This window comes from Enterobacter sp. Res13-Sevr-PEC09-46 (genome assembly GCF_015672585.1).
Classification (GTDB): domain Bacteria; phylum Pseudomonadota; class Gammaproteobacteria; order Enterobacterales; family Enterobacteriaceae; genus Enterobacter; species Enterobacter hormaechei_C.
The window spans coordinates 23,062-43,572 of sequence record NZ_JADABR010000035.1 but is presented as its reverse complement, the minus strand read 5'-3'; the positions used below and the strand labels follow the sequence as shown (position 1 = coordinate 43,572).

The 20,511-nt window shown below is 47.1% G+C and carries 22 protein-coding genes; 6 read left to right on the top strand and 16 right to left on the bottom strand.

What is annotated here, in order from left to right:
- From IMQ56_RS22300 to IMQ56_RS22250, 11 genes are all read right to left on the bottom strand, one after another.
- Window positions 1-664 (bottom strand): phage tail protein (locus IMQ56_RS22300; RefSeq protein ID WP_196065261.1); only part of this gene is annotated, 664 nt, incomplete at its 3' end.
- A gap of 11 nt (window positions 665-675) precedes the next feature.
- Window positions 676-1,110 carry a hypothetical protein gene (locus tag IMQ56_RS22295; protein WP_001286325.1) on the bottom strand — a complete coding sequence of 145 codons (435 nt, stop codon included), beginning with the start codon at window positions 1,108-1,110 and terminating at the stop codon, window positions 676-678.
- Window positions 1,111-1,188: 78 nt separating this feature from the next.
- Entirely contained in the window at window positions 1,189-2,025 is an 837-nt protein-coding gene (locus IMQ56_RS22290) for a hypothetical protein (protein ID WP_001189832.1), read from the bottom strand.
- Window positions 2,025-3,458 carry a bleomycin hydrolase gene (locus IMQ56_RS22285; protein WP_000047918.1) on the bottom strand — a complete coding sequence of 478 codons (1,434 nt, stop codon included), beginning with the start codon at window positions 3,456-3,458 and terminating at the stop codon, window positions 2,025-2,027. The genes IMQ56_RS22290 and IMQ56_RS22285 overlap by 1 nt, the downstream gene beginning before the upstream one ends.
- Window positions 3,455-3,811 (bottom strand): hypothetical protein, encoded by a 357-nt coding sequence (locus tag IMQ56_RS22280; RefSeq protein WP_000002800.1) that lies wholly within the window; start codon window positions 3,809-3,811, stop codon window positions 3,455-3,457. The genes IMQ56_RS22285 and IMQ56_RS22280 overlap by 4 nt, the downstream gene beginning before the upstream one ends.
- Window positions 3,811-7,203, bottom strand: coding sequence for a lytic transglycosylase domain-containing protein (locus IMQ56_RS22275; protein WP_000440170.1), 3,393 nt, complete (start codon window positions 7,201-7,203; stop codon window positions 3,811-3,813). Before IMQ56_RS22275 ends, IMQ56_RS22280 begins: the two co-directional genes overlap by 1 nt.
- 81 nt (window positions 7,204-7,284) lie before the next feature.
- On the bottom strand, window positions 7,285-8,166 hold the full coding sequence (locus IMQ56_RS22270) for a morphogenetic protein (protein WP_196065259.1): 882 nt from the start codon (window positions 8,164-8,166) through the stop codon (window positions 7,285-7,287).
- A gap of 14 nt (window positions 8,167-8,180) precedes the next feature.
- On the bottom strand, window positions 8,181-8,792 hold the full coding sequence (locus tag IMQ56_RS22265) for a hypothetical protein (protein ID WP_000523980.1): 612 nt from the start codon (window positions 8,790-8,792) through the stop codon (window positions 8,181-8,183).
- Between the two features lie 10 nt (window positions 8,793-8,802).
- Window positions 8,803-9,369, bottom strand: a complete 567-nt coding sequence (locus IMQ56_RS22260) for a hypothetical protein (RefSeq protein ID WP_000188919.1) — start codon at window positions 9,367-9,369, stop codon at window positions 8,803-8,805.
- Between the two features lie 209 nt (window positions 9,370-9,578).
- Window positions 9,579-10,358, bottom strand: coding sequence for a hypothetical protein (locus tag IMQ56_RS22255; protein WP_000765490.1), 780 nt, complete (start codon window positions 10,356-10,358; stop codon window positions 9,579-9,581).
- Window positions 10,359-10,365: 7 nt separating this feature from the next.
- A complete protein-coding gene (locus IMQ56_RS22250) occupies window positions 10,366-10,683 on the bottom strand; it encodes a hypothetical protein (RefSeq protein ID WP_024245582.1) in 318 nt (105 codons plus the stop codon).
- 580 nt (window positions 10,684-11,263) lie between these two features.
- Between IMQ56_RS22250 and IMQ56_RS22245 the strand changes: the two genes are divergently transcribed.
- The 6 genes from IMQ56_RS22245 (at window position 11,264) to hokD (ending at window position 14,997) form a co-directional block, all read left to right on the top strand.
- Complete coding sequence (locus IMQ56_RS22245) at window positions 11,264-11,485, top strand: host cell division inhibitor Icd-like protein (protein ID WP_000245703.1); 222 nt, start codon at window positions 11,264-11,266, stop codon at window positions 11,483-11,485.
- On the top strand, window positions 11,482-12,525 hold the full coding sequence (locus IMQ56_RS22240) for a phage antirepressor Ant (protein ID WP_000743159.1): 1,044 nt from the start codon (window positions 11,482-11,484) through the stop codon (window positions 12,523-12,525). Before IMQ56_RS22245 ends, IMQ56_RS22240 begins: the two co-directional genes overlap by 4 nt.
- A gap of 163 nt (window positions 12,526-12,688) precedes the next feature.
- Complete coding sequence (locus IMQ56_RS22235; RefSeq protein WP_001187875.1) at window positions 12,689-13,489, top strand: phage antirepressor KilAC domain-containing protein; 801 nt, start codon at window positions 12,689-12,691, stop codon at window positions 13,487-13,489.
- Between the two features lie 29 nt (window positions 13,490-13,518).
- Window positions 13,519-14,364 carry a helix-turn-helix domain-containing protein gene (locus tag IMQ56_RS22230; protein WP_001408987.1) on the top strand — a complete coding sequence of 282 codons (846 nt, stop codon included), beginning with the start codon at window positions 13,519-13,521 and terminating at the stop codon, window positions 14,362-14,364.
- A 50-nt stretch (window positions 14,365-14,414) separates the two neighbouring features.
- A complete protein-coding gene (locus tag IMQ56_RS22225; RefSeq protein WP_001369095.1) occupies window positions 14,415-14,660 on the top strand; it encodes a hypothetical protein in 246 nt (81 codons plus the stop codon).
- A 181-nt stretch (window positions 14,661-14,841) separates the two neighbouring features.
- Window positions 14,842-14,997, top strand: a complete 156-nt coding sequence (gene hokD, locus IMQ56_RS22220; RefSeq protein WP_001352007.1) for a type I toxin-antitoxin system toxin HokD — start codon at window positions 14,842-14,844, stop codon at window positions 14,995-14,997.
- Between the two features lie 116 nt (window positions 14,998-15,113).
- Here hokD and IMQ56_RS22215 read toward each other — a convergent pair whose 3' ends face one another.
- From IMQ56_RS22215 to IMQ56_RS22195, 5 genes are all read right to left on the bottom strand, one after another.
- A complete protein-coding gene (locus tag IMQ56_RS22215) occupies window positions 15,114-15,623 on the bottom strand; it encodes a hypothetical protein (protein WP_000509939.1) in 510 nt (169 codons plus the stop codon).
- Between the two features lie 11 nt (window positions 15,624-15,634).
- Window positions 15,635-16,099 (bottom strand): hypothetical protein, encoded by a 465-nt coding sequence (locus tag IMQ56_RS22210; RefSeq protein WP_001514460.1) that lies wholly within the window; start codon window positions 16,097-16,099, stop codon window positions 15,635-15,637.
- 152 nt (window positions 16,100-16,251) lie between these two features.
- Window positions 16,252-17,067, bottom strand: a complete 816-nt coding sequence (locus tag IMQ56_RS22205; protein ID WP_000041761.1) for a hypothetical protein — start codon at window positions 17,065-17,067, stop codon at window positions 16,252-16,254.
- A gap of 9 nt (window positions 17,068-17,076) precedes the next feature.
- On the bottom strand, window positions 17,077-18,666 hold the full coding sequence (locus tag IMQ56_RS22200) for a hypothetical protein (RefSeq protein ID WP_000085146.1): 1,590 nt from the start codon (window positions 18,664-18,666) through the stop codon (window positions 17,077-17,079).
- Window positions 18,667-18,726: 60 nt separating this feature from the next.
- Window positions 18,727-20,433 (bottom strand): hypothetical protein, encoded by a 1,707-nt coding sequence (locus IMQ56_RS22195; RefSeq protein WP_000067710.1) that lies wholly within the window; start codon window positions 20,431-20,433, stop codon window positions 18,727-18,729.
- Window positions 20,434-20,511 lie beyond the last annotated feature (78 nt).

Here is a 20,511-nt window from a genome sequence, read left to right as displayed (position 1 = left end):
CTAATCCCTTTTGCGTTGTGCTTGCATCCTGCGCCGTATACTTGCTTTTCGCCAGATCGTAGGCTTTTTTAACTGCCAGCGAACTCGCAGCAACATCACTTCTGGTACTGGTTACAGAGTCTGAAATATCAATGCCGATCGTGCGGTTGATACGCTCGGATGTATCAATCATCTCTTGAGTAATGGTAGATACGCCAGCAGGGATATTCACCGTACAAACCAGCAGTTCCCCATCACCTAACTGATATGAATCGGTATAGGTTCTGGCAACAAATTCAGCTGCATGAATATGTGACGCGGTATTAACCTGATAGGTATCTTCTCCAAGAAGGTATCTTCCCTTCAGCACAATTGCATATTTCTTGCCTGCGTTAAGTGCAAGAGAGATATCCTTACGATGCTGAATAGTTACCTGGTAGAATTCACCAATATCCACTGACGCCGCGCCAGCGGTTTTATCTCCATCCACTGAGGTGATTAACAGGTTCATCCCACCGCCAGGCTTAGGCAAGAAACCAGCATAAAATCCCGGGTCAACAATTCCCCTGAATTTTCGGTTTAGAGCGGCTGACAGATATGGTTCGTGGTATTGCACATCAGCCACCAGAGCCAACGACTCGGGTGATGGGTAAGTAACCGATGTAACAACTGTAACGTCATTCATCAAGCATATCCTTATGCTGTAGTCGAGTTTATGGCCATAACTGCGGTATATGTTTTGCCCACATACAGCGAGTCTTCCTGGACACAAATAATGGCGATTGGCTTATTCTCGTTATCCAGAACAACCAGAGTGTTGAATGGGTAGTTTTTCCCTTCCTGCAACTGACTTTGATCAAGGTCCATTCGGACAGTAATTATCCCGCCTGAGTAGGTTGGGACGAGGTTGATGGTGCAAAATTGACTGGTCAGTTCTGCCAGATCGAAAGCCTTTGGCAGTTCTCCAATCTCATAAGTGCCATCTCCTTTCTTAGTAACCAGTGAACTGGTACCGAAAACGGCCTTGCTGATTAAAAATCGAGAGCCTTTGTTAATGGACGATTCAGCGCGCCGCTGATAGTAATAGTCCAACAACTGACTCTTATAGAGGTTTGTTGAGACGTCAGACATGATTTTCCCTAATCAATGTTGTGAAGCCTCATTGTAAGATAAGTAACTTGTCACCCCGCCCTGCGGACGGGGTGATTGTCACGCATCGCTATCCAACAGCAAATCATCTGCGCGGGTGCGATCAAACGTAGGCGTTGCTTTCACAATAGTGCCGCCCGGCGTTGCAGTGATCGGGGCGTTAATCGACGTAACTTCAGTAAGCGAAGTTGTATCCGAAGTTTCAAACCAGCAGAATGCTTTTTCGGTATCAGAAATCTCATTCAAAGTGATCATGTCGGCCTGTTCATTTACAACAACCGACAAATAGAGCGTAAGCCCATCAAACACTATATGCAGTGGCAGTAGAGGCTTTACGAACTGATTAAACTTTCTGAGAATTTCTTCTGTAATTGCGGACTGATCTATCGTTCCAGTAATACCCATTGTCCGGGCCAGGTCGTTTATGGGAATACTGATCATTCCTCTGGAAGTCAGAAACATCTCGCCGAATGTGCCGCCGGTGGTTTCCAGTGTGCTTTCTGGAATCAGGACCGTGCCATAGGGATGACGTTCAAAGTCCACCGGAGCATATATGGGATCCCATAAAACCGATATACCGTTAAATTCGCGATAAATTGTCTGGTTTATAGGGCGTTCAGTACCCTTAAAATGGATCTCATCAAACCGCTGTTGTAACAACATCGGAACGGAAGATGAATTCGACGTCCTGATAGTAAAAAACTGGCCAAGTTCATTTGTCCTAGTCTCCAGATCCTCCTTGCTCATGGAGAAAATAGACTTCCGGTTGGTAATTCGCTCCAACCATGGGTCAACAAAGGTGTCCATCATTGACTGAACCAAATCAGCCAATGATTTATAAAGTAATGACTTTTGCTTAGCTGATGTAAGCCGGTTATTAAACCAGGAACGCTGCATCACTCCTCCTCATACGAAATATTAAAGGTGGAGTTTTCTGTATCCAGATAAACGAAATCGTAAAAGCCGTTGGACTCATTCCACTCGACAAATTCCAGATAAAAGTCGCGGAAATAACCCAGCGTTTCGATAAATGCCCAAACGTCTTTTTTCTTGATTAGGATGTACTTGCCGACACGGTTCGGATCAAAGAAAGTTGAGTCACGCCCAAATTTTGTTTCCAGTGCCGACTTCAGCTCATCAGTCACGTTCTCAATGGTCAGGCTTGCCGATATCCGCCCAGTGATGGTGATCTTAAAGGGGAGTTTTCTGACCTCTTTATACGAGAATTTCTTGTTCAACTCATTCGGCACCTTCTTAAAGGCAGCCAGGATCATTTCTTCAAGCTCTGACTGGCTTTTGTTTGGATGCCATCCTGAAATAAATATCTTATTGATATTCCGAACATTATAAGCACCATCTAATTTCTCTTGCTGGCCTTCGCCCCATGCCTTTACCCAGGACAGTCCCGGGATGTTACGCACCAGAAAATACGTATAGTCCCCGCCCCATACGACCTGATCATCATAGGCAAGGTAATATTGTGCACGATTACGTGTGATCTCCGTTGTTTCGGCATCGGTACCTGCGGTTATGGGTGTCGTTGTCTTAACTGAAATCAAATTAGCTAAATTAGCCGCAGAATCGACAGGAGTCAGGTTTTGGCCAGCAACCAGGGTTATATCTCCGTTGGTGCACCATACCTTAAGTGTAATGGTCGAGCCTTCTGGCGGTATTTGCCCAATTAGCCCATCACCGAATCGAACCCCCAACTGCTCGGATGGCTTATAAAACTCAACGTAGACCTGGCTTTTACTACCGGCTAACCGGAACATAGTGCTGGAAGACCACTGCGTGGTCTTACCATCGGTCGTCACGAATACTTCCAGCTTACAGCAGACAGCAGTGAGAGCCTTTGATAACACGACTTCCAGAAATTCTTTGGCTGCCGTAACGGTATATGTCACCTCCTGGATTTCCAACTGTGCCACTTCTACCGTACCGGTGCCGTCAACCAACCTGCATACATCCATAGTCATGTAAGGGTACTGGTCGTCAGATATTAAAGGCATGTTTTTGGGGATTACCGCTGGGGCATCTTCACTTGTGGCGGTGATCTCAATCATCCCCGATGACGGTGTTGGCTTGGTACCAACGTAACTATTCGTTTCTGCCGCTGCCAGGATAGAGGAACGCCGCGTCGCGGTCGATATAAAGCCTTCAGCCAGCGCCGCATCGGCATACTGAAAGCACCTGTAGACAATCTGGGTAATAAACAATGTCAGCATCGAGACAAATTGAGAGCCGACAAACTTCGACCAGAATGAATCTTTCTCGACAAGCTCTTCAAACTCTGCACGAATACTGTCTTTAGTCGGTGTTGTTTTACTCATAGCACCACGTCCTGTGTGATAGTTATATCCCTGATACGAATGGATATTTTCAACTTATCAAAAGCATCTCCCTCGGCTACTGACAAGCCAGAAATCGGTATGTCAGGTAAATCTACCGTCAGTTTTTGCAACAGCATTGCCTCAACCGCAATTTGAACATGCGACAAGTTGGTCGGTTCGTGTTTAAACTGCGGTAAAACATTGCCCCATGACGGATCTCCGTATACCTCACCCTGATAAGTGTTTAGCCACTCATATAAACGAGCGCCCCAGGCCTCCTCCTGGGACTCATACGTTTTTACGCCGGATAACTCCAGCGTCAGTAAAGGATCAATTTCATTATTGTTGGCCATCAATCAACTCTCGCGTAGTCATTCATCAACGGATCATCAATTGACAGTGGCACCGTGCGCATAACGCCCGGTTGAGGCGTGCTGACCTTTACGACAGTTCCCTGGCCTTTCGCCGAGTCTTTAGTGTGCTCTTCAATCCTGGCAAGCAATGAGGTCATCTGCGCAAACAGCCGCTTCGTTTCACCATCAAGTGAAACGGTATTATCAGCCAACTGCATTGTCGGCTTGGCACCGGAGCCGCCAAGGTCACTAATAACCTGTCCGTCTATCTGCATACGACCGGTTGGTTGCTGCAAATCGTTGGCGGCAGTCGTCACCTGGGACGTGGAGGCTGGTTCAGGCGCATTATTTTTCCGCATCCCCGGCGAGTTGCGGAGTTTATCAAATAGCCCATCAATCCCCATTTGTGCGCCGAGTTGGTCAAAGTAACTTGAGTTGCTGGCCACCGGACGCGCCTCTTCAACTGGCATCGGAGTATCAACATACACATTGCCAGCTGCTGTTGCGGTCCCCTTCCCTCGTGCACGTTCTTCGAGCGTTCCCTGAACGACTTCCCGACGCATACCCCGGCCATTCATGAATTTGTTGACCAGATCGTTAACGCCAACAGCATTGCCAATTTTGTCTACCAGACCGCCTTTCTCAAACGGGCTATCACCAGGGGTAAACGCCAGGCCAGTAGACTGATCGATAACAGCGTTATCAGGCAGTGGTCCCCTCACTCCATATTGCGCCCCACCCTGTGCTCCTGCTCCAGGTGTATAGATTTCACCACCTAAATAGCGAGCACGATGAGTATTGACCTTGATCGCGTACTCACGGTTTTCTTTCGATAAGTCACCTGTGCCTTTTTTCCACTTATTGATAGTGCCAAACCCAGCATTATATGCAGTGATGGCCTCGTTTAAGTCTCCATTGGCTTGCTTCAGATATTTGCTCATGAGAAGAGCCGCAGCTTCTGCCGATTTCACAGGATCAAACGATTCACCTTCAGCTAAGCCAGTCTCTTCACGAGCAATCCCCGTGAACTGAAACATCCCCAGAGCACCGGTTTGGGATTTTGCATACGGATTACCACCAGATTCAGTTGCAGCAATCGCGTAAAGAGTGCCTTCTGGAAGACCGTATTTATTCTCTAGTTCGGCAAAATACGGAGCCAACTTATCGAGATTTGCCTTACCTTCAGCGCCAAGACTTCCGACTTTTACATCCAAGTTGCCATTGTTGTAGGTATCCGCAGCTTTCTGAATGTCATTCCTGGTGCCAGTGGTATTAAGCGACGATGATGACGAGCTATTTTGACCAATAGCTTTATCAATTTTCTGCAACGCGCTATTGCCCGTTTCTACGGCATTTGCATTGATAATCTGATTAGCAGTTTCTTTAACTGTTTTATTGCTATCTTTCGCCGTGTCCAGTGCCGCATTTATCACGCGGGTAACAATATTAGTCTGTTTGGCATCGGATTCAGTTTTAGAATCAGATGTCTCCTGGTGGCTATTAACCGGAGCTTTTAACTCTGGAGTGATTTCTTTCGCATTAGCCTCGCCGATCGGATTGGGTATTTTTGATACAATCATTGCCGCAGGGGTATTTTTAACGGCATCAACCGCTGCATCTAATGCTTTACCTGGTAAATTTTTAACCCCATCCCAAATATTACCAGCCGCCTCTTTAATGTGTTTCCCTGGGTTCTTAATGAAATCAATTGCACTATCAATTGCATCACTGAAAACCTGTTTCAGGTTATCGACAGTAAAGAAGTCTTTGATGGCATCCAGCTTTTCAAGCAGCTTATTAGATGTATCGCTAAACCATGCTGAAACAGCATCACCAATCTTTGCTGTGTAATCATCGAACTTGGTAGAAATGGTGTCGCCAAGGTTAGAAATATATGTTTCTAAGTTGGTAATCCCACTATCAATGGCATGGGCAATACTTTCCGTCGAAAATGATTGCAACATATTGCCGATATCCTCAAATCCAAGTGATTTGAGAACCTCACCAATGGCGCTGCTAATACCAGATACCAGTCCCCCCATATCAAGAATATTAGCTAACGTATAAGCGGCTTTTTGCTGGAATGATGGATCTTGTCCTGATTTAAGCCCAAACGCTCGACGTTGCGCTTCTGTATCATTCCAACCGGTTACCGCATCATAAATACCTCCAACCACTGTGCCGACTAGGGGAATTGCGCGTAACGCCCCTTTACCAACTGCCTTTAATCCAAGTTTACCTGCTGCCCGGGCAGCCAAATCTCCGCCTTCATGGGCGAGAGTCTTCTTACCACCACCGCGTAGCATTCCTACAAGTTTCTTTGCCCCCAGAGCGCCAAAAGCGAGTGCTCCAGCTTTTTTCAGCATGCCACGCCCCATTAACAACGACGCGACGCCACCGGCCCCCTTCCCTAACAGGCTAAATAGTTTGGACAGCAAGCCGCCCTTCTTTTTCCCGGTGTTTTTGGCTATCTGATCAAGGGCGCTGAGAATCTTGTCATTGCCCTCTTTAATTTCGCTGGTCTGCTCCTGAAGTTCCTGAACCGTCCGTTTTTGGGTGTTAACCTGAACGACATCGGCACTATTTTGCGATTTACGCCTAAAAAAACCTTTTCTACGGCTGTTATCGTCATTGCCACGAATCACATCGGCAATAGACTTTCTGGCACCATTAAGCGATCCGCCAACTTCTTTTGATATCCCGCCAAGCTCCTTCCCTGCTGCCCACAATGGACCTGCAACGGCATAACCTAACGCATCGACAGCACGAGTCTCTGAAGGGTTACCTATGCCTTCAGCTACTTTTGACAGTTTTTTTAATAAACCTGATTCAGCATTTAGACGCTCATCATCCTCTTTTCGCCTGGCCTTTTCTGCTCGTTCAGCACGGGCATCTTCCGCTGCGGCCTTACTCCCTGACTTTCCAATAAAACGACCACGCGCATCGCGTTGGTTTTGGCTTTTTTGCGCACCGCCTTTTTGACCGAACATTTCGCGAGCGTGTTCGGCTGCTTCGGTCCGTTGTGCCTTTACATCCTCTGGTATAGCCTTCCTGCGTCGTTTTTTACCCTTTGGTGTGGTTGATTTGGCCCGCTGTTCCTGTTGAGCAACATCTTCCTGAACTACACGAGAAACGTCCCCTAAATTAAGCCGTTTCATTGCCTCAACAATAGGGTCCACTGATGGCGCATTGGCCACAAAGTCTGGCCGGGAATTTTCGATTGTGCGATTTAATGCCGACACACTGCGAGAGACAGGATCAACAGTTGCAACGCGTCCCCCTTTCAAATCTTCAACAGCTTCCCGGATACCTGCAAGCTCTTCCAGCTCTTTTGCACTGGCGGTTTCAACTGTCCTTATAACATCGTCAATGTTGGCGTTTTTTCTTTCCATGATCTTATCGCCTACCGTTTCGGTTTAAGTTTTTCTTCCAGTTTCTCCAACAGGAAAAACGCATAGGATTCAGTAAGCCTTTCAGCGTCCTGAATCGGTATACCCCCATACAAAACCAGGTTGGACACTAAGGTCTGATAGCTTTTCAATCCCCACCTGTGGAATGAAGTCGGTAGCCCGAAAGGGCACCCACAGACGGGTATACGCACCCTCTGTGGACTCCTTTTTATCCTGATTTGGGCATTTATGCGGCGGGAGACGAAGACGCATTTCACCTTTATCGATGTAGCACGGTAAACCATGTTCGAGCTTTTCATGAGCCAGTCGGATGTGTGCCGCCAGCTTCATAAATTCAGTATCAATGGCCATCCGTTTAATCGTTTCATAACGACGCTCAGCCTGATCTTCACGAGTATCGCTAACATCGTTATAAAGCTCACACTGATAAGCGAATTCCCAAAAACGCAAATCAACGATCGCTTCTTTGAATTCCGCGTCGTCTTCAGGTGGCAATGCTGCACGGCGCATCTCCAGCATTTCCATTGCCCAACCATCAAGCGGCACGATACGCCATTGATAAGGTACTCCCTCTACAGACACCTCAATATCGTCAATGAAAGGTTCCACTTCCAGGACCTGGATATCTTCAGCCAGAGCATTCATATCGCAATCGTAATAATGCTCTTTACCGCAATGTTTACAGGTGTAAGTGAATGTCTCGACCGGTGTTTCACGGGAGCCGGTAAATATCCACCATAACGCGGTAATCCGGTCCTGCGCCGTCCATGTCAGGGGATCATGTTTCGCGGGTTCAGCCAGCAAGGCTTTTAAATACGCCGTTGTCTGTTGTTCTTGTTCCTCCGGTGTTATCGAGTTGAAACGCATCGCATCAGCAATATTTGGCTGACGGAACTGGATCAATTCAGTTGGCCGCGATGGTAGCGGGAAAAGGGGTAAAAGCATCCTTGCTCCTTAATTCAAAGAGAAAAACTAAAGCCCAGAAGGGAAGCCAAAGAACTTGAGGATTGGTTAAACGTGCTGTGCAATGCGAAGGTCATTGGGAATGACTTAAATTCCGTAACCTGATCCCGCGCATAGGTGACATCGCCGGTAGTGACCGGGAATACAGTCATCTCATTTTCCAGTTTGGTTAAGCCGGAAGACAGCAACCGATAAATACGCACATTGAGCAAATATTTAGACGGTATATTCCCGGTACCGTCTGGATTAATCACCCGACTTTTTGCCGTCTTAAACCAGTCCAAAACGAGGCCATCAACGGTATCCCTGACCATCATTGTTATCTGCCCTGGCGAACGCTCCGTTGGTTGAAGGATATTCCCTCCGCCGATTTTAATCGTTTCATATTCGATGCTGTAATCGTGGTAGGTAATATCTTTGGCAAAGAAGTCTGCTCCCTCCAGTCCATCAACTTCGACAGAGAACTGCCATCCTTGCGCGAACAGCATTTTGTTCATGATGATTGACGTCAGCTTACCAACTTCCCGCTCACCAACGCCGGAGCCAAATAATGTCGTCGTTAATGCCGAAGATACATAAGACTTTACTGAAGCAACATTAAGCCCCATATCAGCCCCCTCACTTCAACATGGATGAGAAAAGAACAATTCCCGGGATAATTGCCCTTGTTGCGCTCATTTTCTCTTCCAGATCCAGCTTCCGCTGATACAGCGTGTTCTCGTCGGATAAATTGCTGGCATCGAGTTTCCCCGCGATAGATATTCTTCGCAGGCGATCAGTGTTAGGTATCGCGATTAGCACTTCCAGATAGTCAGAAAGTAACCCAATGATTTCAGGTGGCACTTCTCCATTATCCAGATCCATATCACGCAAATTAGCCAGATATGACACATTCAGTGGGTATACCGCTCGATGGGTATCTTCAAGCTCGATATTCCCATCGTAAACGTCGGAGTAGACAAGATCGCCGGTGTGATCTGTAACCGATACGAGCGCAAGAAAATCAGCAGGGCAAGCAAGTGATTTACTGGCCTGATCAGTGAAGCGTATCCGCTTGATGTGCCCCGCTCTATCCTGGTAGGTTCCCAATGCTTTTCTTAGCAGGGATTCCAGTAAGGCAGGTTCATCCGCAATCAAAGGTGTGAAGCGGGATTTGACGTCTTCGAGTAATTGTCGTGGTGTCATTGAAACCTCGTAGAATCTGGTGTGTTAACCGATTCTACGAGTAGTCATTTGTTCATTGAGTAGGAATATTGTTGTCTGGGGGGTAATCAGTGTAGGTGGAATGAGGGATATGATATGGTTATCACATAATCAGGTTGTTTTGAGTAAAACAATAAAACGCCCTTTAATGGGCGTTTTTTTAAAACTTAAATTGACTATCCTTTCAAATACTATTTTAATTCTATGTAATTTTTAAATTCTCCCTCATATTTATACATGATGCTATCAAATCCTTCCATTACATCAACGAATTGTTGTGAACATTCCGGCTTCCAAGGCGTACACTTACGAACCATATCCATTTTTTTCTTATCCTTCGTTGTATCGACTAAGGATAGGTACCCTATAAAATTCATCATCTGAACAGGATCTTGATTTGTGAATATATATTTGACGTTTTGCTTAGTAGGCGAAAAAGAATCAAAAGCAGGGAACATATATTCACCAGAAAAAGAGAGTGCAGCATCAATGACGTCTGTTGCAGGAGTGCAGTTGCTCAGAATTGGCACTAAGCTAAAATTAGCACCTGAGCACACTGCATATATATCATCCCCTTTTTTTAGTTTTAACAGAGAGTCTTGCTTTGAATCCAATATTTTCAATTTGATATAATTTAGTGGCGTTGCATTTTCCCCTGGAGTAAATAACTCTACAATTGGTTTATTATTCACCATTCTTATGGATTTTATTTCACCATACACAATTGGAATTGTGTTCCATTTTTCCTGAGCAGCAAATTCATTATCTTTAAAATCATTAACCAACTCAGATGGCAAATGATAACCAAATTGATTGTTCATTGCTTTCGAAGCAAATCCAGACAAATAGAATGCCCTTACTAAATCATAATCTTTCTTTGAGGTAGAAAGCCAATCTGGCAATTTATTATCAGCTATCGCGCTTCCAGCAAAAATAGCACAACAAAATGTTATTACATTAAATAATTTCATTTTCCATTCACTCATTAATCGGTTTAAACTCACTAATTAATTCACCAAGACTATTTGGGTATGCTTTATAAATAACATACTCCGAAGAGCCATCTGAATATTGGTAAGCCCCATAACAGATCAGTTTATTTATTCCTTTCTGAATAGTTTTTTGATTATAAGAATCAACCACTGTTATTCCATATGACGATAATATTTCGTTATATTCTTCAATAAGAGCTTTTCTTGTTTCCACTGAATTACAATCTACCTTCGAAAAGTCAACTTCATCAGCAAAAACATTAAATGTTAAAAAGGAAAGCACTAAAAACAAACGAATCAGCATAAATCCACTCCTACGCATGGATTAATAGTCATTGATCGCAAAGGCGTAAACTTGCCAAAGGTATTTCGTATAATCGGTACAAATCTCCTTTACGCTTGATGCTGCATTAACAGTCCCAGCCATAAATAATAACGATAGTAATAGTTTTCTCATTATAACCTCACCTGCCTTATAACCCATTTAGGGTACATATTTTCGCCTTTAAAAAAAAGAGGTTATCAGATCCAATTGTGTATTTATTAAGCAGATAATGCTCTAATAAATTTGTATTTTTAAGTCACGAATGCTATCTTTTCGCATCATATTGACCTTTTAATCGTTCAGGCTTATAGTTCCGCCGTCGTAGCAAATTCTGCGACCGGGTTTAGCAGCCTGAATGATTGTGCGGACAGCCGCAGATATCCGATATTGCGGTATTTTTGTGTCCGTAAAACCGCGTTACGCCCAAATTATGGTGGGGCGTGATGGGGAGGCTTCGGCCTGCTGGTTTCACAATCGCCAGTCTGCTAACCCCGTCACGTCCTGCCACCTGTTTAGCAGCGGGTAGCAGGTTGTTAAACCTGATTGTGAGGCCGTAACTATGGTTAATGCCAATCCTTGCGCACGCCCAGAATTCATCTGGCGTTTCTATTCCTGTAAAAAACACCACTATCACTTCGTTATCGCAGCAACTGAAGACGAAGCACGCTCTCAATTGCCTGATGGCCCCTGCATTTTTACTGCCCGTTTTTCAACTAACTCGCGCAATTCACTTAGTTACTGGAGCCTCCCCTTCTCTGCCGACGTTCAGGGGGGTTTATGAAAAAACCTCTCGTCACCCGTAATGACATAGCCGAAGCGATCGCCCTGCATACTGCCTGTATACCGACACGGGAGATCCCCGGCGCAATTGCCAACTATTTCATGATAACCAGGCGTTTTTATACCCGAACAGATAAGGCTGTGATCAACAGGCTACTGATAGCCGAGATCAGGGATTATTTGATTGAACAAGGACGTCTACGTTACGCAACGGTGGCAGCAGAAATGAGAAAGGAGGCACATAGAATGACCAGTAATAATTTGAATGTTAAAAAACCAGCACCTGTTGCTTCAGCAACGCCAGCACCAGCCGTGAATGTCATCCCCACCACCGGAGACACAATCGACAGCCTGACACTGTTAAAGATGGTCAATGAAGCGCGTAAGTTATGTGGGGAACCAGAGGTTCGGAACAACAAATTCATCGAAAAAATACTCGACGAATTAGAAGGTGAGGACGGTTACACAAAAAGTGCAACCGTGCCGCCAGGTGGCGGTACGCCTATGGTTGTCATAACCATGACCTACAAACAAGCCCTGCGAGTCGCCGCGCGCGAATCGAAAGCGGTCCGCCGTTCGCTGATCGACAAACTGGAAGAATTGCAGCAGGCAAACTCCCCTACCCCATCGATCCCCCAAACATTACCAGAAGCCCTACGCCTGGCTGCCGAGTTGGCAGAACAGAAATTGCAGCTGGAACAACAGCTGGTGGCCGCAGCCCCTAAAGTCGATTTTGCCGACCGGGTATCAGTGGCTAATGGAATCCTGATCGGGAACTTTGCAAAGGTCGTTGGACTTAAGCAAAACGCCCTTTTCTCATGGTTGCGCCAGAACGGCATTCTCATGGCTTTTGGTGCGCGCAAAAACGTACCGCGCCAGCAGTACATCAACGCCGGATATTTCACGGTGAAAGAAGTGGTGCTGGATGATGAAAATGGCTACCAGATACGGCTGACGCCCCAATTAACGGGTAAAGGCCAGCAGTGGTTAACTCGCAAGCTACTTGATGCTGGTTTGTTAAAACCAGTAGCAATAGGTTAACAAAAGAAAAAACCTGCCAGCAAACTGGCAGGTTTCTGAGCAGATCGACCAACCCGATCTGGATCGAGTCAGAAAAATTTGCTCTAATAAATTTCGTTTTCTAAGTGCAAAGAATCACCATTTCGAGCTGGTGATTGAAGGTTGATGCAAATTTGGAGAAAAAATGCAACAAACATTCAATGCGGATATGAATATATCAAACCTTCATCAAAATGTCGATCCTTCAACCACTCTGCCTGTTATTTGTGGTGTTGAAATTACGACCGACCGCGCTGGCCGTTACAACCTTAATGCTCTACACAGAGCGAGCGGACTCGGTGCCCATAAAGCGCCAGCTCAATGGCTAAGAACGCTGTCAGCCAAACAGCTCATCGAAGAGCTTGAAAAAGAAACTATGCAGAATTGCATAGTTTCTTTCGAAGGCCGTGGCGGCGGCACTTTTGCCCATGAATTGCTCGCTGTGGAGTACGCAGGCTGGATTTCTCCCGCGTTTCGGCTGAAGGTAAACCAGACATTTATCGACTATCGAGCCGGAAGATTACAACCTGCTATTCCGCAGAGTCTCCCTGAAGCTCTCCGTTTGGCTGCCGACCTGGCAGAGCAAAAGCAACGGCTGGAGCAAAAAATGCTTATGGATGCACCTAAAGTCGAATTCGCCGAACGCGTTGCTACCGCCAGCGGAGTTCTAATCGGCAACTATGCCAAAGTGCTCGGCCTGGGCCAAAACTATCTCTTCACCTGGTTGCGTGATAACGGAATTCTGATCGCAACCGGTGAACGCAGGAACGTCCCCAAACAAGAATACATATCCCGTGGGTATTTCACCCTTAAAGAAACCGTGATCGATACAAGCAATGGAAGCAGGATTTCTTTCACGACTCGTATAACCGGCAAAGGTCAGCAGTGGCTGATGAAGCGATTGCTTGATGCTGGTGTGCTGGTACCTGTCGCGGCAACGCGCTAACAGACGTAGTAAGAACCACCAGCATTGTAATGCTGGCTAAAGTCACTTTCCTGAGCTGTATAACGATGAGCGATTTTACTTTTTCTGGCTATGAATTGGCCTGCTTTGTAACACACTCCGGTCTATCCCGTAGCGCCGGGCATATCCTGTCGCAATGTGCAAATCTCGCGGCAACAACCAGTGAATACTTCATTCACAAGCCTCACCGCCTGATCGCGGCAGAAACTGGTTATAGCCAATCAACCGTCGTTCGTGCATTCCGTGAAGCTGTAAACAAAGGAATTCTATCTGTAGAGATTGTTATCGGCGATCACCGTGAACGTCGCGCTAACCTGTACCGGTTTACACCATCCTTTTTGGCCTTCGCACAACAAGCCAAAAATGCGCTGATTGAAAGCAAATTAAAGATCTCTTCAGCGGCAACCAAGGTTAAAGCTGTTCTCGCTAAGACATTGGCTTTATTTAATTTTTTATCCACACCCCCATGTCAAAATGATACCCCCTCCCCCTGTCAGGATGACGTGGCAATAAAGAATAAGAAGTCACAAATTAAAAAAACAAAAAGATCAGTTTCCGGCGGTGCCGAAACGACCAGCCTCAAAAAACTGACTTCATGGATCGCCGAGGCAAAAGCAAAGGCTGACAATCTGCGGTTATCCAAAAAACGCGCTCAAAAACATGAGTTCAAGCAGAAAGTAGAGGCGGCAGCGCGGAAATATGCTTACCTGAAGAACAAGCGTTCTCCTGATATTGGCGGGGTATCAAACTTCGATAATTTGCCGCATTGCATGACGGTAAACGAAGCTCTTAATGCGGTTTTAGCCAAAAATAAAGATAACGAACAATGGGGTATACCGGCAGGATTTAGAGGGTGATAGATTGCTCTAATCTGGAGTCACCTGGCGTTTTCAGTTTGAGGTCGGAGATGCAATCTGATTTTTTACAGTTAGCGATCGCTTTTGCAGGATATGTTTGTATTGGTTTCTGTGTATACATGATCAGCCGAAAAATGCTTGTCGATATCGACCGCAAAGAACAAGCAGAGGAGATCTTAGTATGGATTTTCTTTGGCGCGGTCTGGCCATTAGGGATCATGTTTGCTGCAACATTTCTTCTGATGTGGATATTCACCCTTCCAGGTGATTTCTATAGAAAAAAAGCCAGACATTGATACAATCGTTGCGGGTGCTTGAGGCTATCTGCTTCAGGCATTACCCGAAAAGCAGATAGAAGAAAGCCCCAGATAACATTACGCGTCCTGCAAGACGCTTAACATTAATCTGAGGCAATATCTATGCTTAGCATACGTAGATTAGCCTCTTACCGACCAAAAGGTCAAGGAGAAGCAGGCTATGAAGCAGCAAAAAGCGATATTAATCGCTCTGATCGTCATCTGTTTAACCGTCATTGTGACGGCACTGGTAACGAGGAAAGACCTCTGCGAGGTACGAATCCGAACCGGCCAGACGGAGGTCACTGTCTTCACAGCCTACGAATCTGAAAGGTAAGAGACCTGGCGGGGAGAGATCCTCGCCACTCTTCGTGTGTCAGGTATCCTCAATGCACCCTTTCCTCTCCAAATAAAAAAGCTCCCGAAGGAGCTTTAAAATACAAGGGATGACTCTTAATCCCACTCAATCCAGTTGTAGACGATACGAAGTGACGGGCGCACAGCGGCAGTCACATCTTCGGTACTAAAGTCGATTGCATCACTGTAGATTTTGCAGTCCAACATTTCAATTGTTGTAGCAGCTTTTGTCACAGCGTTAACCCCGGAAGATTTGGATTCAGGGGTAGCAGCCATCGTGATATCAACATAGTCCTTCGCCGCAATGCGATCTTTAATGAACTGAAGAATATCGCCTTCGATAGTCTCCACGCACTGGACCTGGATTTCCCCTGAGTTTCGAATTGGACCGTGCTGGTTGAACTTCACACCATTCGGACCATAGTCCTCCACATCCTCGCGGGTCATTTCAGGAATTTGCGACGTGCGAACCAGTACGCTGATATCTTCATGGCCTGCAAAAGTGAGCTGGAATTCAGAAGATACCAGTCGTTCGCCTTTGGCCGCGTTGGCAGTATAGCGGCCCTTAATAAATTTACGGTTTCCCTTAGTGTTATTGTGCCCCATATAAAATCCTTTTACTGGAACGCCCGAACAATATCGGAGCTGTTATATATCGAAGAACCGGTCAACTGGAGGTTGACGGTGTTTTTCAGGAAATGTCCATTGCTGTCCCTGGGCGCATCGAGATCGAAACTTATGTCCTGGATAGCGACATCAATGATGTTGATCCGGCGACCAATGTTTAGCGTCACACGCTCCGGGATTCGACCACCAATACTGGCATCTTTAAGTTCCGGGCTAATCATCGCTGACAATGCGGCGATAGCTCCTGAAACCTCCGTGAATGGGTCAAACAAAGCGATGAAAGTTACTGGCAGCGTGAAAGTCGGCGGTGTTCCCCCTTCCCAAACCATTAAGCTGTTCCAACGGGCAACCGACGTTGTTTCAGTACCAACCTGCGCAAAACCACTGAAGGCACCAGCAACAGATCCCATGGACATACCGGTAAACGGCGCTTCCCAATTCTGGGCCATGTTCATTGCCGCTCCCTGGCTGATATATCCGGTAACCTGGTACTGAGAGTTCGTTAAAGTAACTTTCAGATATGGCGATACACCGTCAGCCTGGCTGTAAACCCCATAAGGAATAGGTGCCATTCAAGTTAAAGGCCGGAGTTCTCCGGCCTCCTCCTTTAGCCAAGGCGCTTACGGCGCAGTTTCATTGACTTTTTGCGGGCAAGTTTTGCCGCGCCGGTCTGGGCTTTTCGACGCGCTTTTTTCAGCGCCGATTTTTGAGCCGCAGTCAGACGTTTTTTACGCAGGCGTTTACGGATGAGTTTGATCTCACCGTTACGAACAACCTTCTTAAATGCTTCAGTCAGCATTTCATCAGAAGTGCCAGCAACAACAAACGCCGCTTCCAGTTCGTCGCGGTCGTCGCTATCTAAACCAGCGATAGAGGCACCAACATCAGCAGCTGCGTCGTCGTCTTCATCGTCAGCCAGTGCTTCGATCAGGTCATCATCTACACCGCATGCTGCGAGGAAGTCAGCAACATTTGCCCATGCTTCGTTATAGGCATCGTCCTGTTCTTCTGTAACTTCGGAGTCGTCGTCATCAGAGATACCAGCGATAGCCTGAACGAAACCATCAAGGGAGTCGAAAGTCAGATCACCGCTATCAGCCCAGGCGAAAACGGCGTCGGCCGCATCACTCAACGCATTTTGCATAGCACTTCGATTTGCAGCTTCCAGAATCATCTGGTGCGCCTGTTCGACGGTCCATTCTTTACCGTCTTTCCCTTCCAGGATTTGCTCAGGAGCCTGGGCAGATGGAACGTTATCGTTAGTCTGTGCCGCCGGTTCCGGATTATTATTAATAACCGGATCTGTTGGCGGTTCAGCGCTTGCTCGGGCAGACTCCATCAGCTGCACAGGATCAGAGTTCAAAGCGAAACGAGACAGTCCATTCCCCAAAAATGCCCCGGATTGAAAAAAGTTTTTGCTCATTGTATTCCCTTACTTAATAAGCAGCGGTACGCCCTGGATACGACGGGCTACGCCAGTCGGGCAGCAGGCCCAGACTACTTCCCATTTATCGAATTCCGCCTGCGTAACTTTCAGCACATACGGTTCTGTACCGTCAGCATCAGGATCACGAGGAGCCACCAGAGCGCCGGAGGCGACAAAGCGATCCAAAAGTTTGGTCATCCCTTTAGTCAGGCCAGACTCAGTAATGCCGTCCGGGTTATGCTTCATCTGTCGGGCTAACTGGACAAAGAAACGGCTGATTGCGTTCATCAGGGATGGGACGTGCTGGAAATGCAGATAGTTGTCCTGCGTGCAGCAAGTTAAAGCATCATCGATGATCATCTGGCCCGAAGTACCTACAGATACTTTATTGAGTCGGCCCTTGACCATAGCTTCTTCGTCCGGGGTGTCTTCAGGATACAGCGGCTGAAGTGATGCACGAGCTATGACGGCACGTTCTTCACCAGCCGGTGAGTAATGCCAACCGCCGACATCGGAGTTTTTCTTGACGCCACGAGCTTTCGCCGCATACGCCGCGCCAGACAGACCGAAGACCACGCGGGATTGGGTCCATTTGTCTTTGCAGGAGAACGGGAAATGATAGACAGCACAGCTTACATAATCGGTACCAAGTAAACCGGTATCTTCAACAGCAGAGATCGCTTCCGTGTACGTCAATGTCGGTTTGACATCAAAGAAGCCATCAATCAGGCGATCAGAACAGATATTACCTAACGCAGTGATCGCCGCATTGTCATAGCACCCCAGGCCGAGAACAGCGGTGTACATGTACGGCGCATTGTTCAGCACTTTCACCGCACGCAGGTACGCAGCGGTTGAGATTTTCGACTGATCGCCGTTGGTACCGCCAGTGAACGCCAACGATTTTTTGTTTGTTACTTTCGCTGTCGAAATCAGCTCTTCATTAACAACCGCGCGCAGATATTTAGAACGGGCTTCCAGAGCCGTAGGCAGATAACACAAGCGGCCCATGTCATCTTTCGCTTCTTCCGCCAAAGACACAGTGTGTGTCTCCAGGGTCGTTACCACGCCGAGCGAAGTCGTCTGGGTCAGTTTTAAGAGGAAGCGTTCATTACCCGCGCTGTCCGCTGTTGCCGTTTCGATGGTTAACTCACGGGTAGGTGAAATACACGGATCACCATCATCAACGTAGATAGCAAAGGCTTCGCCACTATCAAGTTCAATTTCAGAACCGTATGGCAACGCACTGTAAGCCGGTTCGCCTGATTCATCGAACATAATAATCGGGAACTTCGCATCATCCGGAACAGCGCGAACAACATAACCAGATGTTTGCTGAATAGCTTCGTATACATGGCGAATTGGTTCGAACTGTGAGCCGGAAGACGGCTTCAGCGGTTCGCCGAGAACATCTTCGTAATTGGACTCAGTAACCGCAAGAACAGTAAACGGCTTGCCACGCGCAAATACGCCAATACCAGCCCACAAGCTGCTATTTAATGCAACACCGGTAGATAACGTCGCATCGGCATTGATCGGGCTAACCGCGACGCCGGATGCATTACCTAATGACTGTTGAATTGAATATTGAGACATAACTTTCCCTGTTATGCGCCCCGCACGGGGGCGCTATGTTAAACGGAGAACTTCCCCTGATTACTCAGAGTCACCGGCATCAATCGTGTCGCCGCTAATGAAGTTAAGCCCGCCTTTTTTGGCCATTGTCAGCGTTACACGAGTGAAGTAATCAGCGCCGTTGCGTGGGTGCATATCGTTGATAGCCGAACCCCACAGTGTGGTACGGTTGACCAGCGCCGGAGTGGTCGGATGCTGGAACGGGATAGCCGGGACAGCATCACCAGTCACGAAGCCTGCTTTACCCGGATTTTCATCACGGACGTAGCACAGCACATCCATCGAGCTGAACTGAATGTTCTCTGTCGTTAAGTTCTTACAAATACCAGCAGGTACTTCGTACACTTTCACGTTACCGAACAGGGTACCGATGTAGTGAACATACGGAGTCTGGATATAGTCTTCGGCTGGCTGGAAGAAATCCTTCGGCAACTGTTTGAAGAAAGATGCTGCATCAGCACCAGCAAACATCCCCATCGCACCAGAAGATTTAACGCGCTCAATAATGTCGCGATATACAGTCTGGAATTTGCCACGAATGATGGTTGCCCATACATCAAAGGACTGGTTAACCGGCAGAGCGATGTCAAAGGTGTCGGTCGCAAGAGTACGCCAGATCATGATGCGAAGACGCAGCATATCCTGTTCATGAGACAGGTATTCCTTCAGGGTGCGGAACTGTAGGGAACCCAGGTCCAGACCAAATTCACGCTGTGCTTCATACGCCGCCTGTACCGTGTGCTCAGCCGCGATAACGAACTGGCTTGGGAACAGGGTGTATTTCTTCATTTCGTGGTTGATCAGCGGGATCAGCTCAGGAGCGGCTTCAATATTGATTTCCGTCTCAATTGCGATCTCAGTGCCTTTATCCGGCGCTTTGGAGAACGACAGGGCAATCTGACCAATGTTGTAGTTCAGAGAGCAGGTAACAGTGATTTGCTCACCAGCAGCATTAGTAAACGAGTGAAGTAGGCTGCCGGAACCGTTATCAACAACAGACTTAATACGGTTAACGTAGATATTAGTGCGACCTTTTCGGATTGGTACATTCTGGCCTTCGAAGTCTTCCATCTTGAAGGTTGCGGTTTTGCTGGTGCCATCGGAGCTTGCCACCAGCACATAGCGGCGGCGTAACTGGCTGTACACACCGACGGATTGCATGTCCAGAACATCACCAGCAGCATAAGAACCAAAAGAGGAACCTGCCACGTTAAAGACTTCATAGATGTCGGACTGGTCACGCGTAACCGGAATGAAGGTACACGCATCAGCGGTAGCTGCCCCCAACTGAACAGGCAGGATCATCGCGAGGAATAAAGGCAGACGCATAACACCGTCAGAAACGCTCATCATCTCTGCTGCGACGGATTCCAACATCGCTTTATTAGTGGCATCCATGCTATTGCGGGTGGACTCAATCAGGCAGTTTTCCAGCGTCTGGTGGCAGGAGGCCAGAATTTCCGGACGCGGCATAGATTTATGTGCTGCGGCGTAGTCAGCCAGTGCACTTGCCCACGCTGTAGCGATTTGAGCGGTGGCATTATCAGAGATACCCGCAAAAACCGGGTCTTTACGTGCAGCTTCAAGGATAGATGCGGCACGCGCGGCATCATCTTTAATGAATTGGTTATCAGTACCGAACTGCGCAGTGCTTGCCCAGCCAAGCACAGCTTTAGAGCGTTTTGCGATATCTGCAATACGATTCTGGTATTCGCGTAAGTTACTCAATTTACTCTTCCTTAAACACAAGGCACTTGTGTGAATCCCTTTTCGGAAGAGATTTTATTGAAAGTCACTTGTTGACTT